Source organism: Nocardia inohanensis NBRC 100128, assembly GCF_001612945.1.
Taxonomy (GTDB): domain Bacteria; phylum Actinomycetota; class Actinomycetes; order Mycobacteriales; family Mycobacteriaceae; genus Nocardia; species Nocardia inohanensis.
Genome location: NZ_BDBK01000002.1, coordinates 1060505 through 1078032, shown reverse-complemented (window position 1 = coordinate 1078032; position 17528 = coordinate 1060505). Strand labels below are relative to the sequence as shown.

Annotated in this window: 13 protein-coding genes; 4 read left to right on the top strand and 9 right to left on the bottom strand. The window is 69.8% G+C overall.

The window, feature by feature from the left end:
• Positions 1-7: 7 nt before the first annotated feature.
• Complete coding sequence (locus NI1_RS11160; RefSeq protein ID WP_245663159.1) at positions 8-2158, bottom strand: ATP-dependent DNA helicase UvrD2; 2151 nt, start codon at positions 2156-2158, stop codon at positions 8-10.
• A 173-nt stretch (positions 2159-2331) separates the two neighbouring features.
• Between NI1_RS11160 and NI1_RS11155 the strand changes: the two genes are divergently transcribed.
• Positions 2332-3561 (top strand): low temperature requirement protein A, encoded by a 1230-nt coding sequence (locus NI1_RS11155; RefSeq protein WP_084523010.1) that lies wholly within the window; start codon positions 2332-2334, stop codon positions 3559-3561.
• Here NI1_RS11155 and NI1_RS11150 read toward each other — a convergent pair.
• Genes NI1_RS11150 through NI1_RS11140 form a run of 3 tightly spaced genes read right to left on the bottom strand, consistent with a single transcriptional unit; the run spans position 3535 to position 4843 of the window.
• A complete protein-coding gene (locus NI1_RS11150) occupies positions 3535-4008 on the bottom strand; it encodes a MarR family winged helix-turn-helix transcriptional regulator (protein WP_067817692.1) in 474 nt (157 codons plus the stop codon). The genes NI1_RS11155 and NI1_RS11150 overlap by 27 nt on opposite strands.
• Complete coding sequence (locus NI1_RS11145; RefSeq protein WP_067817689.1) at positions 4005-4427, bottom strand: EVE domain-containing protein; 423 nt, start codon at positions 4425-4427, stop codon at positions 4005-4007. The genes NI1_RS11150 and NI1_RS11145 overlap by 4 nt, the downstream gene beginning before the upstream one ends.
• A complete protein-coding gene (locus tag NI1_RS11140; RefSeq protein WP_067817686.1) occupies positions 4424-4843 on the bottom strand; it encodes an SRPBCC family protein in 420 nt (139 codons plus the stop codon). The genes NI1_RS11145 and NI1_RS11140 overlap by 4 nt, the downstream gene beginning before the upstream one ends.
• Positions 4844-4924: 81 nt before the next feature.
• Here NI1_RS11140 and NI1_RS11135 point away from each other — a divergent pair, with 81 nt between their 5' ends.
• Positions 4925-5176: a mycoredoxin gene (locus NI1_RS11135; RefSeq protein WP_269821640.1), complete on the top strand. Its 252-nt coding sequence runs from the start codon at positions 4925-4927 to the stop codon at positions 5174-5176.
• An 87-nt stretch (positions 5177-5263) separates the two neighbouring features.
• Here the strand turns inward: NI1_RS11135 and nudC are convergent, their stop codons facing one another.
• From nudC to NI1_RS11115, 4 genes are all read right to left on the bottom strand, one after another.
• Complete coding sequence (gene nudC / locus NI1_RS11130; RefSeq protein ID WP_067817678.1) at positions 5264-6169, bottom strand: NAD(+) diphosphatase; 906 nt, start codon at positions 6167-6169, stop codon at positions 5264-5266.
• Positions 6170-6216: 47 nt separating this feature from the next.
• Positions 6217-7275, bottom strand: coding sequence for a potassium channel family protein (locus tag NI1_RS11125; protein ID WP_439957240.1), 1059 nt, complete (start codon positions 7273-7275; stop codon positions 6217-6219).
• Between the two features lie 99 nt (positions 7276-7374).
• Positions 7375-11442: an ATP-dependent helicase gene (locus tag NI1_RS11120; protein WP_157535045.1), complete on the bottom strand. Its 4068-nt coding sequence runs from the start codon at positions 11440-11442 to the stop codon at positions 7375-7377.
• A 385-nt stretch (positions 11443-11827) separates the two neighbouring features.
• On the bottom strand, positions 11828-15424 hold the full coding sequence (locus NI1_RS11115; RefSeq protein ID WP_067817675.1) for an ATP-dependent helicase: 3597 nt from the start codon (positions 15422-15424) through the stop codon (positions 11828-11830).
• Between the two features lie 107 nt (positions 15425-15531).
• Here NI1_RS11115 and NI1_RS11110 point away from each other — a divergent pair, with 107 nt between their 5' ends.
• Positions 15532-16323 carry an alpha/beta fold hydrolase gene (locus NI1_RS11110; protein WP_067817672.1) on the top strand — a complete coding sequence of 264 codons (792 nt, stop codon included), beginning with the start codon at positions 15532-15534 and terminating at the stop codon, positions 16321-16323.
• The gene (locus NI1_RS11105) at positions 16323-16619 is read left to right on the top strand and encodes an MGMT family protein (RefSeq protein ID WP_067817669.1); all 297 of its coding nucleotides are present in this window, start codon (positions 16323-16325) and stop codon (positions 16617-16619) included. The genes NI1_RS11110 and NI1_RS11105 overlap by 1 nt, the downstream gene beginning before the upstream one ends.
• On the opposite strand, the gene NI1_RS11100 is transcribed toward NI1_RS11105, so the two are convergent.
• Entirely contained in the window at positions 16606-17406 is an 801-nt protein-coding gene (locus NI1_RS11100; protein ID WP_067817666.1) for an MmyB family transcriptional regulator, read from the bottom strand. The genes NI1_RS11105 and NI1_RS11100 overlap by 14 nt on opposite strands.
• Positions 17407-17528: the final 122 nt, after the last annotated feature.

Genomic DNA, 17528 nt, shown 5'->3' with positions numbered 1-17528 from the left:
GCGGCCACTAGGACGAATCGCGCAGGCGCGATTTGACGATGGCCAGCACGTCCGCGCCGTAGGTCTGTAGCTTCTTCGCGCCGATGCCGGGAATGGCGACCAGTGCGCGGTCGTCGGTGGGTCGCTGTTCGGCGATGGCCGTCAAAGTGGTGTCGCTGAAGACCACGAAATGCGGCAGCGAGAGTTCGTCGGCCTTGTCCTTGCGCCATTCCTGGAGCGCGCCGAGCAGTTCCTGATCGACATCGGAGGGGCAGCGCGAGCAGCGGCCGAGCATGGTCGCGGCGGTGGTGAGCAGCGGACGGCCGCAGACCCGGCAGCCGGGCAGCACGCGTTTGGGACCGCGCCGCTCGGTGGTGTGCGGGGCGATGCGCGAGGCGGGTGAATCGTCGGGGACCAGGCCGATCAGGAAGCGGGAGCGACGGCGCACCTTGCGGCCGCCGGCGGAACGCGCCAGCGCCCAGGACAAATGGAGGTGTTCGCGGGCGCGGGTGACGCCGACGTAGAGCAGGCGGCGTTCCTCTTCCAGGGCCGCCTCGTCGGAAACCGTTGCGTCCGGGCCGAGTACGTGCTGAATCGGCATGGTGCCGTCGGCGAGGCCGACCAGGTACACCGCATCCCATTCCAGACCCTTGGCGGCGTGCAGCGAGGCCAGGGTGACGCCCTGCACGGTCGGTGGATGCCGGGATTCGGCGCGCCCCGCCAGCTCGCGCAGCAGGCCGGTCAGGTCCATTTCCGGATCCTGTTCGGACACTTCCTCGGTCAGCTCCACCAGCGCCACCAGGGCGTTCCAGCGTTCGCGGGCCTGGACGCCGACGGGCTCCTCCTTGGTGAGGCCGAGGCCGGCCAGCGCCGCGCGCACCAGGGTGACCAGGTTCGCGCCGCGGGCGTCGGGCAGGTCGTCGCGGGCGGCGGTCTTGCGCAACGCCTGGATCGCCTGCCGCACGTCGGGGCGGTTGAAGAAGCCTTCGCCGCCGCGCACCTGGTACGGGATGCCGGCCTCGGTGAGGGCCTGCTCGTACACCTCGGATTGCGCGTTGATGCGGTAGAGCACCGCGATTTCGGCTGCGGGAACGCCCTTTTCGAGCAGTTTCGAGATCGACTTGGCGACGGCGGCGGCTTCGGCGGGTTCGTCGTCGTACTCGGCGAACACCGGTTCCGGGCCGTCTGGGCGCTGGCCGATCAATTGCAGCCGGGTGCCCGCGATGCGGCCGCGCGCCGCGCCGATCACCCGGTTGGCGAGGGAGACCACCTGCGGGGTGGAGCGGTAGTCGCGTTCCAGCCGGACCACCGTGGCTTCGGGGAAGCGGCGCGAAAAGTCCAGCAGATAGGTCGGACTCGCGCCCGTGAACGAGTAGATGGTCTGGTTGGCGTCACCGACCACGGTCAGATCGTCGCGATCGCCGAGCCAGGCGTCGAGCACCCGCTGCTGGAGCGGCGTGACGTCCTGGTACTCGTCCACCACGAAACACCGGTAGCGGCCGCGGAACTCCTCGGACACCGAGGTGTAGTCCTCGAGCGCGGCCGCGGTGTGCAGCAGCAGGTCGTCGAAGTCGAGCAGCAGTCCGTCGGGTGTGTTCTTCAGCGATTCGTATCCGGAGTACACCGCGGCCACCTTGGCCGCGTCGTACGGTGCGTCGCGATGCAGCCGCGCCACCGCCGCGGCGTAGTCCTCGGGCGCGATGAGCGAGCCCTTGGCCCATTCGATCTCGCTGGTCAGATCCCGCAGGCTGTCGGTATCGGTCGACAACCCCACACCGCGCGCGGCCTGCGCCACGATCGGGAACTTGCCGTCGATCAACCGCCATGGCACCTCGCCGATGATCTGCGGCCAGAAGTACCGCAGCTGCCGCAGCGCCGCCGCGTGAAAGGTGCGCGCCTGCACCTGTCCCGCGTCGCCGCTCAACCCCAGCCCCCGCAACCGATTCCGCAGCTCTCCCGCCGCCCGCGCGGTGAAGGTCACCGCCAGCACCTGATCGGCCCGCACATGCCCGGCCGACACCAGATGCCCGATGCGATGGGTGATCGTCCGCGTCTTGCCCGTCCCCGCCCCGGCCAGCACGCATACCGGTCCCCGCGGCGCACGCACCGCCGCGGCCTGCTCGGCATCGAGCTCGTCGAGCCGAAGCGTGGAGGTCGTCGCGGCAGTCACGCGCACCATCATGACAGCCCGGTCCGACAGGCAGGACCGCCTCCCCGCAACTTCGGTGGGCAAGCCGCGAGCCGTCGACCGCCACGCATCCGCCCCGCGGGAAGGCCGGGGAACGATTCTGCGACCTGCGACTCGGGTCTGTCACCCGGCGAACAGCCGGGGGCCGGGTTAGCGTGCCCGTCGTGACGAACGAGACGGCCGAGGGCAGCGCTACGCACGAGCGGCATGCGAGCTGGATCGAGTTGTTCTTCGATCTGGTCGCGGTGGCGGGGATCGGGCAGTTGACGCATCTGCTGCATCGGGGCCCGAGGCTGAGCGACTTCGGCTTGTATGTGGTGCTCTACCTTGCCTTTTGGATGGTGTGGGCGTGTATCACGCTGTACGGGAACATCAGCCGGGGGCAGGCGCGGGTGGGGTTGATGCTGGCGGCCATGCTCGGGTTCGGGGTGATGGCGGCGGCGGTGGCCGGGATCCCCGATCGGCATGCCACCACGTTCGCGGCGGTCTATGTGATCGTGCGGATCGGGTCGGCGCAGGCGTTCGGGCGCGGGCGGTTCGTGGTGGATTGGCCGACTGTGCAGGTCACGGCCGGCATCTTCCCGTGGATCGCTTCGCTGTGGGTGGGTGAGCCCGGCAAGTACTGGCTGTGGGTGGCCGGGCTGGCGCTGGATCTGTGGATCATGTTCGCGGTCAGCGGTGAACGAATGCTGGCCGGGGCGCGCGATCAGTTCGACCGGCGGCTCGCGAAGCTGCGCGAGTCGCCGCGCTTCGACGAGGGCCGGGTGCCGGAATTCCAAGCGCTGCATGCCGATCCGGCGCATCTCGGGGAACGCCTGGGCTTGTACGTGATCATCGTGCTGGGCGAGGGCGTGATCGCGGTCATCGGCGCGGTGGGCGGGGTGCGCTGGAATGCCACCGTGCTCGGACTGGGTTTCGCGGCCTTCGTGATCCTGGCCGGACTGTGGGCGCTGACCCTGCTCTACGGGTTCATCCCGCGTCTGATGACCGAACACGTCGTGCCGGGCGCCGTGCCGTGGCAGCGCATCATGCTCACGCACTGCGCCATCACCGGCGCGCTGGCCACCCTGGCGGCCGGACTCGGGCTGGCCATCGACCATGCCCAAGGGCATTTGACCACCGGCATCGCCTGGTCGCTGTGCGGTGGCGCGGCAGCCTATTTCGCGATCTCGGCGGTGAGCGCGCTGCGCAGCGGCGTGAGCTGGCGCTGGGCCCTGGCTTGGCCGGTCCCGTGCGCGTTGCTGGCCTTGGGCTTGGGCGCGATCGGTCCGCATCTCACCGCATTGCCCCTGGTCTGCGGTGTCGCGGTGCTGGTGCTCTGGCCGCTGCTCTGGGAGACCTGGGCCGCGCGCAAGTGGGGCCGGGACTCAGGCGCGGTCGCGAAGCCGGCGTAGGTCGGCGGTGAAGCGCGGCGTCCCGGCCGCCAGCGGTGCGAAGAATTCGCGATCACAGGCTTCGACGACCTTGATCGCCCGATTGACCAGCGCCGCACCGGTTTCGGTGGGCACCAGCGACTTGGCGCGCCGATCGGTGGGGTGATCGCGCCGCTCGATCAGCCCCTTCTGCTCCAGTGCGCGCAGCACCTGCGAGGTCATCATCGGATCGGTGGCGGCGTGCTCGGCCAGTTCGCGCTGCATGACCGGTTCGCCGCCGGAGCGCCCGGTATGCCAGGTCAGCGAGGCGAGCAGCACGAACTGCACATGGGTGAGATCGAAGGGTGCGAGCGCCGCCCGCTGCGCGGCCTGCCAGCGATTGGTCACCTGCCAGAGCAACAGCCCGGGGCTCTCGTCGGCGTGCTCGAAATCGGTGTGCAGTCCCTGCTTCTCATCGCGCGCCGTCACCGCCCGACCATAGCGCGGGAGATGACCTCGAAATCGTGGGCGGTGAGCTCGACCAGACCGCGCCGCAGCACGATGCCCCAGTTCGGGACGGCGGTGAGATCGAGTTCGTCCCGCAGCTCGTCGATGCGGACCTGACGTGCCGTCCGGTCGTAGGTGACCGCGCGCCGCCAGGGGCGGAAACAACCGCCCTGCTCCTCGGCCTGCCAGGCGGGCCGGTCGTCGACGGTGGCGATGGCGGTGAAGGCGCGCACCGGATCGCCGGCGCGCATGCCCGTCCGGGGCGAGTAGTAGACCAGTCCGTCGCCGGGTCGCATGCGCTCGACGGCGGCGCGTTTGCCGTGATTGGCCTGGGCGATACCGAGTTCCGTGCCGCGCCGCACGTGGTCGCGGGAGACCACGGCCAGCCAGTAGCCGGTCATGCCCGCACCCCCTCGGCGACCTTGATCAGCCCGGCGAGGTCGGGGGCGACGGACTTGGCGATATCGCCGCCCATGACCTGGTTCCAGAACCAGCGCAGCGGGCCCTCGATACTCACGCGAACGGTGACCGTGGTGAGTTCGCCCACGGTCACCTGGTGGGCGAAGACCAGGCGGGCGCCGATGAGCTTGGAGACGTCCACGAATTCGGTGTCGGTGAGCTTCTCCACGATGAACGGGACCTTCGGGCCGCCCTTGGGCTTGAGGGTGCCGGTCGCGCCCTGTACGAAGGGGCCGTCGAGCCGGACCCATTCGGTGTCCTGATTCCACTCCGGCCAGGCGGCCATATCGCCCCAGATTTCGAAGAAGGTCTCGGGGGCGGCGGTCGAGGTAGCGGTGGCTTCGGCGATGATCGTCATGGATTTAGTATGCGCGCTTACTATTCATCGCGTCAACCCCGGCCGGGGAACATGATCGGAGGGGAGTATGTTGCACGATTCGTGACTGCAACCGACTTGACCATGTACTCGACCACCTGGTGCGGCTACTGCCGCCGGCTCAAGAAGCAGCTGGACGAGGCCGGGATCACCTACGAGGTGATCGACATCGAAGATCACCCGGAGGCCGCCGAATTCGTCGGCAGCGTCAACAACGGCAATCACGTGGTGCCGACGGTCAAGTACCGCGACGGTTCCACCGCCACCAATCCGACCCTGGTACAGGTCAAAGAGGCGCTCGCGGCGATCAGCTGAGTCAGCCCTCTGGGCTTCGCCCCGAACCCCCGGGGAGCAGACAAGCCGCACGCCATCGGCGTGCGGCTTGCCATATCGAGCCGTGAATCAGCTTGCGGCGGCCCAGGATTCGACGATGGTCCGGGCGATCGAGATGGACCCCGGGAGCAGCAGGCGGACATCGGCTTTCGTGCCCCACGCGCCCGCTTCCAGGGCGGCGCGCACCTCGGCGCGGGTGAACCAGTGCGCCTCCACGATCTCCCCGTCGTGGAAATCCAACGCCTGCTCCGGATCCGCCACGGCGGTGAACCCGAGCATGAGCGAGCGCGGGAACGGCCACGGCTGGCTGCCCAGATAGCGCACCTCGCGGACGTCGACCCCGACCTCTTCCTTGATCTCGCGCTCGACGCAGCGTTCCAGGGACTCCCCCGCCTCCACGAAACCGGCCAGCAGCGAGAACAATCCCTCCGGCCACGAGTGCTGACGCCCCAGCAGCACGCGGTCGCCGCCATCGTGGATGAGGCAGATGACGGCCGGGTCGATGCGCGGGAACTCTTCGTGGCCGGACTCGTTGGTGCGTGACCAGCCGCCGTTGGCGACCCGGGTCGCGGTGCCGTCGACCGCGCTGAAGCGGGCCTTGTCGTGCCAGTTCAGCAGCGCGATGGCGGTGGAGAGCAGCCCGGTACCGAAATCGTCGAGCTCCAGGGTGGTGCCGAAGGCGCGCAGATCGGTCAGCTCGCCCTCGATCTCGTTGTCGCGCACCGCCCACAGGTGGATGCCGTCGTCGATGCCCAGGAACACCGCCTCGGGGGCCGGTTCGGCGGTCAGCGACACCGCGGCGTCCAGCACCACGGTCCCCTCGACCACGCGCACCTGCCCGCGCTTGTTCATGCGCAGCAGTTTGGCTTGCGCCCAGCCCTCTTTCAGGGCCTGCTCATCCGAGCGGAGATCCTCCGCTCGATCGAGGGCGGAACGGGAAAGCACCGGAACGGCATTCAACTCGAACGAAGACACGGTTCGAGACTAGCCCGGCGGGGTGAGCCGGCGTCGAACGAGCGGGCTCAGGCGTGCACGCGGCGCAGATACAGCAGTTTGTCGCCGGTCTCCAGCGCGTCGACCTCGGGATCGCCGACCCGGATGAGCTCGCCCGCGCGGACCACGCCCATCACGATGTCGCGCAGGTGCCGCGGTGAGCCGCCGATCTCCTCGGGCTCCACGTCCCGCTCGGAGATGGCGAATCCGGCTTCGGGCGTGAGCAGATCCTCGATCATGTCGACGACGGTCGGGGTGGTGGTGGAGATGCCGAGCAGGCGGCCCGCGGTCTCGGAGGAGACCACCACCGAATCCGCGCCGGACTGGCGCAGCAGGTGGGTGTTCTCGGCCTCGCGGACGGCGGCGGAGATGCGGGCCTTGGAGTTGATCTCGCGGGCGGTGAGGGTGACCAGGACGGCGGTGTCGTCGCGATTGGCGGCGACCACGACCGCCGACGCGTGCTGGACGCCGGCCAAGCGCAGCACATCCGAGCGGGTGGCCGAACCGTGCACGGTCACCAGGCCGGCGTTGGCGGCGGCCTCGAGCACGCCCGGATCGGTGTCCACCACCACGATGTCGGCCGGTTTCACGCCGTCACCGAGCATGGCGTCGATCGCGGTGCGGCCCTTGGTGCCGTAACCGACGACCACGGTGTGATTGCGCACGGTGTGCCTCCATCGCTGAATCTTGAACGCCTGCCGGGATCGTTCGGTCAGCACCGACAGGGTGGTGCCGACCAGGACGATGAGGAAGAGGATGCGCAGCGGCGTCACCACCAGGATATTGATCAGCCGCGCCGACGGGGTGACCGGAGTGATGTCGCCGTAGCCGGTGGTCGAGAGGGACACCGTCGCGTAATAGGCGGCGTCCAGCATGGACATCTCTTCGCGGGCATTGTCGTGGTAGCCGTCGCGGCCGAAGAACACCACCAGGGTGGCGAGCACGAGCAGCAGCAGCGCCAGGCCGAGCCGTTTGGCCAGCGAGGTCCATGGGCTGGCCTGTTCGGTGGGCACGCGCAGAATGCCGACCAGTGCGAAATCCGGGCGATCGGTGAGCCGGCCGAGACCGCGTGACGAATCACCGAACACGGGAATCACCGGCCATTTCGGGGACGTCTAGGTGCGGCACAGGACCGGAGCGTACCGGGCCGCGCCGGATATCGCGGCCTCGACCGGGGCGCGTCGCGGCTATCGGATCCGGTCGGGCGGGAGCGATTCCGGATCCGGCGGGGGTTCGAAGTCGTCGGGTGGGGTCCACTCCGGCGGGTCCGGGTGGGTCGGGGCGCGCAGGGAATCGACCTCGAGGACCGGGGATTCCGGGGCCGGGTCGCGGCGCGGCGTCTCCGGGGACGGCTCGGCGCGCTCCGGGGCGTTGGTGCGGATGAGGTGTTCGAGTTCGGCCGGGCCGGGCAGATATTCGGGGGCGATGGTCAGGCCGGTGCGCACGTAGTGGAAGGCGGCGTCGACGCGCTCCAGGATGGTTGCCTCGGGCAGGCCGGAGCGGGCGGCTTCCAGACGGGCCCACGCCAGGCGGTAGACGGCGAGCTGCACCGCCACCGAATCCGCTTCGGCCGCAGCGGGTTCCGCACCGGTCTTCCAGTCGACCACGGTCCAGCCGCCGTCCGGGCGCGGGAAGACGGCATCCATGCGGCCACGAATCACGGTGCCCGCCAAGGTGGTTTCGAAGGAGACCTCGACCTCGACGGGATTGCGGTCGGCCCACTGCGAGGCCAGGAAGGACTCCTGCAAGCGCATGAGTTCGGCATCCCTGTCGCTGCTGTCGGCCGCGCCGGGAAGTTCGTCGAAGGCCAGCAGGCGGCCCGCCCCGAACCAGCGTTGCAGCCAGGCGTGGAAGGCGGTGCCGCGGCGGGTGAACGGGCTCGGCGGGTACGGGAGCGGACGGCGCAGGCGGGCAGCGAGTTTCGCGGGATCCGAGCGCAGGTCCACCAGGGAGGTGGCGGCGAGCTGACCGGGGAGCTCGACCTCGCGCACACCCCGTTCGGCCGCGAGATGTTCGGCGATGAGGGCGTCCACGTCGGCGGCCCAGCCCTCCGGATCTTCGTCGAGATCGCCGGGGTCGTCGGGATCGACCATCTCGCCGTCGGCGGCAGCGCGACCGGTGCCCACTGATCCGTCGGCGGCAGCGCGAGCTTCGCCCATCGACTCGTCGGCGGCGGGCGTGCCGTCATCCGGGGCCGCGGCATCGAAAGTCGCTGCGGTGGTTGCCCCTCGGACGGATTTCTGTCCTCTCCTGCTGGAAGATTTTGCGGGGGCGTCGAAACCGGGTCCGAAATCGAACTCCGCCTGCTGCGGGCGGGCGGCCTCGCGTAGTGCGGCGAGGGCGGCTTTCACCAATTCCGCTCCCTCCTCGACGAATTCGCGGCGGGAGCCGAGCGGGTCGCGGGGCCATTCGGCGGTGGGCGGGTTGTCGGTGAAGGGGTTGGTGGTGTCGGGCAGGGGCGGGTCGTCCCAGCGGTCGATGCGGACGGCGCGGGACAGCGGGGTGCCCGGGGTTTCGGTGGCCTGTTTCAGGTCGAGCAGGAAGTCGGAGGGGCCCTTGGGTTTCGAGCCGGTTTCGGCCCAGTGGTGGGCCGAGACGAACAGGGCGCGTTCGGTGCGGGTGAGTGCTACGTAGAAGAGGCGGCGGTCCTCGTCCAGGCGGCGGCGGGCCAGCGCTTTCTTGTGCTCGTCCAGGGCGTGTTCCAGGTCGGCGCGGTCGTAGATGTCGGCCAGGTCCAGCACCGGAACGCCTTCGCCCGCACCGTCTTCCTGCTGGCGGTCGCCGCGCAGGGCGGTGGGGAGTTCGGCCAGCGCGCCCATCCAGGTGGTGGTGCCGGTGCCGGAGGGGAAGGTGCCCTCGACCACGTGCGGGACCGCGACCACCTCCCATTCCAGGCCCTTGGCGGCGTGCACGGTCAGCACCTGCACGCGATCGTGCGCGACCTCGACCTCGCCGGGCTCCAGTCCGCCTTCGACTTCCTCCGCGGCGGTGAAGAAGTCGAGCAGGCCGGTGAGTGAGGAGCGGTGGTCGGCGGCGTATCCGGCGACTACATCGGCGAACGCGTCCAGGTGCTCACGCCCGGCGGCGGCGTGCGCGCGGCGCGCCTGCGTCTCCACGCCGACGCCGATCGTGCGCTCGACATCGGCGACCAGCTCCGACAGCGGCTGTCCACTGCGTTCCCGCAGCGCCGTCAACTCCTGCCCCAGCGCCACGATCCGCGCATACCCCTCCGCCGAATACTGGTCCACCGGACCGGGATCGGCGATGGCGTCGCCCAGCCCGGCCCGCTCGGACGGTTCCGGCGCGACTTCCCGCAATGCCTCGTCCAGCGTCGACGTATCGGTGATCTCCTGCGCGGCTCCGCCCGGCCGCCGGATGGACAGCTCCCGGGCGCGCCGCGACAGCGCCGCGATATCGGCCACGCCGATCCGCCACCGCGCCCCGGTGAGAATCCGCATCGCCGCACTCCCCGCCGCCGGATCCGCGATCAACCGCAGCGTGGCGACGATATCGGCGACCTCCGGGGTGTGCAGCAGCCCGCCCAGCCCCACGATTTCGACCGGTAATCCGCGCTCCCGCAAGGCTTCCGCGAGCGGCGCGGCATCGGCGTTCCGGCGCACCAGTACCGCTGAAGTCGGCGCGGCCTCCCCCGCGTCCGCCGCCGCCTCCCATTCGGCCGCGATCCTTTCGGCTACCCAATCACGTTCTTCGGCAACGGTTTCCGTCAACGCCAGGGCCACCACACCCGCCGTCGCATCCGGCCGCGGCCGCAGCGCATCGACGGTCACCCCGCCGGTCTCGATCGCCCTGCGCCGCAAGGGATCCGCCACCAGGTTCGCCAGATCGAGCGCCTCCGGCGGATTCCGCCAACTGGTCAGCAGCGGCAGGATCGGCGCGGGCACACCCGGGGCCACCGGGAAGTCGGTGGCGAACCTGGGCAAGTTCGCGGCGGAAGCACCGCGCCACCCGTAGATCGACTGCATCGGGTCACCGACCGCGGTCACCGCCAGCGGCTGCTCGGCGTTCGCACCGCCGGGCGTGTGGGACGCCGACCGGCTCTCCCTCCGGTTCGCACGCTCGTTGTGGCCGGCGTCCGGCTGCACACGCTCCCCGTAGCCCACATCCGGCTGCACACCCTCCTCGTAGCCCGCGTCCGGCTGCACACCCTCCTCGTAGCCCGCGTCCGGCTGCACACCCTCCTCGTAGCCCGCGTCCGGCTGCACACCCTCCTCGTAGCCCGCGTCCGGCTGCACGCCGGGCCGGGTCGCATTACGCCCGCCGTCGCCGGAATCACGCTGTCCCGCAGCGATATCCGGCTCTTCGAGGCCCCGTTCGGGTTGCGCGGTCGCACCGAACAGGGAGGAGAGCAGGATGCGTTGGGAGTGGCCGGTGTCCTGGTATTCGTCGAGCAGGACCAGGCGAAAGCGGGTGCGTTCGGCGGCCCCGACTTCGGGGTGCAGGGCGGCGAGGCGGGCGGAGAGGGACATCTGCGCGCCGAAGTCGAGCGCGCCGCGGCGGCGCAGTTCGTCGGCGAGGCGCTGCACCAGCGGGAGCAGGGATACGCGTTCGTTCTGCACCTCGAGCAGGTCGAGCAGGGCCTTTTTGGGGCCGCCCTTTTGACGCGGGCCCGCGGGCAGGGTGTGGACCAGACGGTCGAGTTCGCGGTGGGCCGTGGTCAATTGGTGGGGTTCGACGAGGTGTTCGGCGAGCTGGCCGGAGAGCGCCAGCACGGCTTCGGTCACCGAGACCGGGCTGCGGTCGGTGTCCAGATCACCGTCCCAGGTGGAGACGACGCGGTAGGCGAGCTGCCAGAGCTGGGTCTGGGTGAGCAGGGTGGCGGTGGGTTCGACCGGGAGCAGCAGGCCGTATTCGGTGAGCAGGCGGCCCGCGTAGGAGTGGTAGGTGCTGATCTCCGGCTCGGATCCGGTGAGCAGGGCGCGCAGGCGGCCGGTGGGGTCGATATCGCGCAGCAACGGCGCACCCGCCAGCCGCGCCAGGCGCGTACGGATACGAGTCGTCAACTGCTGGGCGGCTTTTCGAGTGAAGGTGAGCCCCAGCACCTGCTCCGGTTCGACCAAGCCGTTGGCAACCATCCACACCACGCGCGCGGCCATGGTCTCGGTCTTGCCCGCCCCCGCGCCCGCGACCACCAGCGTCGGGCCGGGCTCGGCGGCGATGACGGCGGCCTGCTCGTCGGTCGGCGGCGGCAGACCCAGCGCCGCGGCGAGCTGTTGCGGGGTGATGCGCGCCGTCATCGCAACCGACCCGGTTCGCCGCCGGTCCGCACGGCGCGATCAGCCGTCACCTCGGCGTGCTCGTGGCTGCGATCCACAGGTGGGCAATGGATTCCGGCTACAAGCATGCCGGAATGACGAGGACCGACCGTGCCGCGATGGCCGGGCGGGAGTACGCCGGAACAACTGTCGGCGGCACCGGCGAGGACGTCGGGGACATCGGCGGAAATGTCCAAGACGCCGGCGCGAACGTCCGGGACGCCAGCGGGAACGTCCGGGACGCCAGCGGGAACGTCCGGCACGCCAGCGGGAACGTCCGGCACGCCAGCGGGAACGTCCGGCACGCCAGCGGGAACGTCCGGGGCGCCGGCGGTCAGGTAGGTGGGCGGGTGGGGTGGGGACGAAATCACTCGTCCGTCACCTGCCGTCCGGTGTCCTGGACGGGGCAGCTGCCGGCGACCTTGCAGTGGCGGCAGCCGTCGTTGCGCATGGCGAGGTAGCTGGGGCCTTTGGAGGAGTCGGCGGCGTCGTGGATGACGGTGCGCCAGTCGTCTATTCCGTCGCCGTCGAGTGGGGGTTGCAGGCGCTGGGTGGCGCCTTCCTTGGTGCTGGGTTTGGCCACGTAGACCAGGCGAGCGCCGCCGGGGTCGCCTTCGCCGAGGGCGCCCGAGGCCGCTGCTACCTGGTAGGTGGCGAGCTGAGCGTGGTCTTCGGCGGCCTGTTTGGAGATGGGGGTCTTGCCGGTTTTGACGTCGATGATGACGAAGCGGCCCATGGCGTCTCGTTCGACGCGGTCGACGCGGCCGGAGATGCGGACCGGGTGGCCGTCCGGTGTGCGGGGCGCGAGGGTGAGGTCGACGGGGACCTCGACGCCGATGGCGGTGAGTTCGTCGCGGGTATTGCGCAGCCAGGCCAGGAAGGTGTCGACCATGGTCTCGGTGCGGCGCAATTCGGCTCGGGAGTACCAGTTCTCGCCGTCGCGGGCGGTGGGGTCGATCTTCTTCCAGGCTTTGGCGAGGGCCTGTTTGACCTGGGCTTCGTCGACCTGGCCGGCGAGGGCCTGGACGAGGGTGTGCACCAGGTTGCCTTTGAGGGCGTGCGGGTTCTCGCCGTCACTGCCGCCGTGACGTTCCAGGGCCCAGCGCAGCGGGCAGGTCTTGAGCTGCTCGACGGTGGACGGGGACAGGGCGATGGTGCCGTCGGCGCTGTCCCACAACGGGTTCGTGGAGGAGAGTTCGGCGGTGCCGTACCAGTCGCCGGGGTGTGCACCGCGCACTCCGGCATCGGCCAGCCTGGCCAGCTGGTGCGCCGCGCGGGTGCGCCGTTCCGGTGTGGTCTCGGGATCGCAGGCGACGGAACGCAATTCGGCGATGAGGGCGTGCATGGCGAGGGCTCGCCCGGGATCGACCGGCGGTGGGATCTTGCCCGGCTGCCCGTCGATGGCATCGGCGTCGAGTTCGGCGAGGAATCGCGAAGGCACCAGATCCTGGTCGCCCGTGACCGATTCGACCGCGGTGACCAGCAGCGAGCGTTGCGCGCGACCGCACGCCACCAGCAGCAGCCGCCGTTCCTCGGCCAGCAGCGGTGCGGCGCGGCTGACCCGCTCCCCGGTATCCCCCACTCCGGCAAGCAGATCCACCAGGTCCTCGACTCCCAGCAGGCTGCCGCGCGGGCGCAGATTCGGCCAGATCCCCTCCTGTACGGCGGCAACCGCCACCGTGTCCCATTCCCGCCCGGCGGCGGCATGCGCGCTGCAAATCGTCACCGCCGCACCGGGATCGGTGTGCGGCGCATTGTCCTGCGGGATCTCCTGCTGCTCCAGGTACTCCACGAATCCTTCGATGGTGGCGCGCGGCAACCGGTCCACGTACGCGGCCGCCGCCTCGAACAATCCGACGACGGCGTCGAGATCCCGGTCGGCCTGCATCCCGACCGCTCCCCCGCGCTCGGACTGCCCCACCCACCGCCGTTCCAGGGTGGACCCGGTCCAGATCCCCCACATCACATCCTCGAGCCCACCGCCTTCCCGCCGCTTCTTGCGTGCCCTTCCCAGTGCCTTCAGCACCCGATTCAACGGAGCGGCCTCGACCTGGGTGAGCCGGTCGAGAATCACCCAATTCCCCTTGCCCACCAGCAGATCCCGCAGAATCTCGGCGGACGAGCGATCCAGATCCGCATACCGATCCGCCGTCCCGCCTTCCGCGTCCCGTGCACCCGGAGTCGGGTCGGCGCGCACCGCGACCACGGTATTGCGTTCCGCCGCAACCGAACCCGGCTGCGGCTCGTCACCGTCGGCCTCGGTGCTCTCGCGCTCGGGATAGCCGAGTTCGAGCACGGTACGCCGAATACCGCGCCGCAAACGCCGCAGGCTGATCTGATCCGCCCCGCCGAGCGGCCCGGCCAGCAGGTCGAGTGCGTCATCCGCACTGAACTCGATCGGCCGCGGATGCCGCACCGCTGTCGGATCCCCCGCCGTAACCGCCCGCAGCGCCAGCAACATCCACGCCGCCCCACGCCGCCGCGCCAACGGCACGTCGGCCGGCGGCTGCCGCACCGGTACCCCCGCGGCGAGCAGCGCACGCCGCAGCGGAGCCAAGGACAGCGGCACGGAGCGGACGATGACGGCCATTCGAGACCACGGCACCCCGTGCGAAAGATGCGCCCGCCGTAGATGATCGGCGATCAGCGCGGCTTCCTTGGCGGGCGTGGTCAACACCTGCACCCGCACCTCACCACCGAAAGGCGAAGCCTCCCAGTCGATCCGATCCGCCGAGTCCTCGGCTTCGCGTCGTTCGGCGACCTGGTGCGGCGGCATCTCGTCCGTCCCGCTTCGGTCGCCCGGCGAGGAGTGGCCGTCGCGATGCGGTGCGACCTCGGACAGGAAGTCCGTCGCGGTAGCGGGCGTACGGAGGTCGGTGGGCGGGTTGCGGTGGCGGGCGGAGCCGGGGAGGCGGGTGGTGATGCGGGCGACGACCTCTCGAATTGCGGGGGCGCTACGGTGATTGTGGCGCAGGATGATTCGGTGATCGGCGGAAGTGTCGAGGTCGGCGGCGAAGCGGGCGTCCGCGCCACGGAAGGTGAAAACGGATTGGTCGGGGTCGGCGGCGATGACCGTGGTCGCCCCGCCGCTGCCCAGCGCCTCGATGAGCCGCGCCGCGTGCGGGTCGAGATGCTGGGCGTCATCCACCAGGATGGTGTGCAGCCGCTCCCGTTCGGCGGCCAGGAGTTCCGGGTCCGCGTGCAGCGCCTCGAGGGCGGCGGTGACCAGTTCGGCGGCGTCGAGGGCGGGAGCGCTGGCTTCCGGCACGTCCATGCCGACGGACCAGCGCAGCAGCATGATCTGTTCGTAGCGTTCGAAGAAGCGCCCGGCCGCGATCCACTCCTCATGGCCGTGGCTGCGCCCGAGTTCGACCAGGTCCTCGGGCCCGAGCCCGCGTTCGGTGGCGCGCAGCATGAGATCGCGTAATTGTTCGGCGAAGCCGGCTGCGGGCAGCGCGGGGTGCAGCCGTTCGGGCCAGTCGGTCGCGCCGTCCAGCAGATCGCCGCGCAGCATTTCCCGGATCACGATGTCTTGTTCGGAGCCGGTGAGCAGCCGGGGTGGCGGATTGCCGCGGGCGGTGGCGAATCCGCGCAGCAGACCGAAGGCGTAGGAGTGCAGCGTGCGGACCAGCGGCCCGCGGGTCGCGCCGGGCACCCCGCCGAGTTCGGGATCGGCGGTGGCGATGCGCGCCGTGATCGCATTGCGGACGGCCGTGGCGGCGCGCTTGGTGTAGGTGAGCACCAGGATCGATTCCGGGTCGGCCCCGGCCAGAATGCGCGCGGCCGCCAGGTCCACCAGCAGCGCGGTCTTGCCGGTTCCGGGTCCGCCGAGCACCTGCCAGGGCCGCCAGCCCGGATCGGGCAGGGTGTCGTCGAACAGCGGCGCGATAGCGGCGTCCCACTCCCGGGGGCGGGAGATCGCCTCGGCCCGGCGCACCAATTGCACCGAGCTATCCGATCGCATCACGTCGGCTATTTCAACAGATCGCCCCGACAGGTTTCGTTTGCCATGAGTTGTCCGTGCCGCCGGTCACAGGGCAGCGGGTGTTCATGTCGGTGGAAGGCAGCAGAATGGGCCGCGTGTCCGATCTTCATATTCATCGCTTCGGTCCTTCGACCGGTCCGGTGGTGCTGGCATTGCACGGGCTGACCGGCCACGGCCAACGCTGGCGGGCGCTGGCCGACGAGTATTTGTCGGATCTGCGGATTATCGCTCCGGATCTGCGGGGGCACGGGAGGTCGCCCGGCGTGCCGCCGTGGGATTTCGAAACCCTCGCCGATGATCTCGCCGAGCTGGTGAAGTCCGAGACGAGCGAACCCGTGGTGGTGCTCGGGCATTCGTTCGGCGCGGCCACCGGGGTGCATCTGGCGCATCGCCACCCGGAACTGGTGCGCGCGCTGGCGCTACTGGATCCGGCGATCGGCCTGGAGCCGGAGTTCATGCTGCACATCGCGAATTCGATGCTGGAGCACCCCGATTACGCCGATGTCGAGCAGGCCCGCTTCGACAAACTGGAGACCGCCTGGGCGGATGTGGCCCCCGAACTGCTGGACGCCGAACTGGCCGAACACCTGGTGCCCACCCCGGGCGGCCGGGTGGGCTGGCGGCTGAGCCTGCCCGCGATCACCGCCTACTGGGGCCAGCTGGCCCGCGAGTTCGTCCTACCTCCGCGACACCTCCCGACGCTGCTGGTGCAGGCCATGAAGGTGGATCCGCCGTTCGTGACGCCGGCGTTCCGGTCCGCGCTCACCGCCCACCTCGGCGACAATCTGACCGTGCGCGAATTCGATTGCGATCACATGGTCGCCCAATCCCGCCCCGCCGACACCGCGGCCGTGTTCCGCGAACTGCTCACCCGCTGATGCCCACCTCCGACGCCGATATCGAACGCGTCCGCGAACTGGTGGCCGCCATTCCACCCGGCCGGGTCGCCACCTACGGCGATATCGCGGCCGCCGCGGGCCTGTCCACGCCGCGTACGGTCGGCTGGATCATGCGCACCGACTCGGCCGATCTGCCCTGGCATCGGGTGCTGCGCGCCAACGGCACTCCGGCCCCGCATCTGGCGCACCGGCAATTGCGGCAGCTGGCCGAGGAGGGTTGCCCGCTGACCGGCGACCGCGTCGATTTGCGTAGGGCGCGTTTTACTTTCGATTGAGCCCTCCGGCGGGGATGCCGAGAAAGATTTTGATGTGGTCGGCATGTTCGACCGAATCCACCCGGAACATCTGGGCGACCACGCTGCGGGTGCGACCGGTGCCCGGATCACGCAGCCGCATCAGCATGCGATCGCGACCGTAGGCGACAATCCCTTCGTCCCAGAACCGGCAGAACTGTTCGTATTGACCGAGTTCGGCGAGAAACGCGACCGATGACCCGGTATCACCGGAACTCGCGATGAGTCCGCGCAGCCAATGCACCGCGAGCCGGACCTCCTGTTCCCATTCCGGCATGGTGGCGCGAGCCGATTCGTTTCCCAGCAGCCAGTGCAGCACATTGCCGTCCTGGATCTGGCCGGGGAACGCACGGGCATAACTCTCGTTGTAGGCCAGCAGATTCCAGCGGGTGTCGAGATACGCGGCGAGATTCGGTTCGTGCAACGTGAGCGCGTGCCGCATTTCGTCGGTGATCTCACCGCGTAGCTGTTCGACGCTGGGATAGTCGGGGGCGCCCAATCCGGCGAGGTCGTTCAGGTGACGGTGTTCCACCGGCGACAGCGGGCCGACCGCGTTGAGGTATCGGACCAGGGCGCGCAGGACTTCACGGGTGGGGCGTTCCCGGTTTCCGTTCTCCAGATGCGTTATGTAACTGGCGCTTACGCCCGCGTTGAAGGCCAGCTTCTCGCGGGATATCCGGCGGGCGTCGCGTAGCCGGCGCAAGAGCCGGCCCAAGGTGGGCGGCTGTAGATTTCTCGGTTTTTGGATGCACTCCGCACTCAGTGCCATCGGCGCTCCTCGTTGTCCTGGTTCAGGTACTGGATTCAGGACAAGGTAAATCATCTCGAGCCCGTCCATCCTATTGCGGTGATCACTCGGCAACCGGCAATCACTTCGAACTTCACACGGGT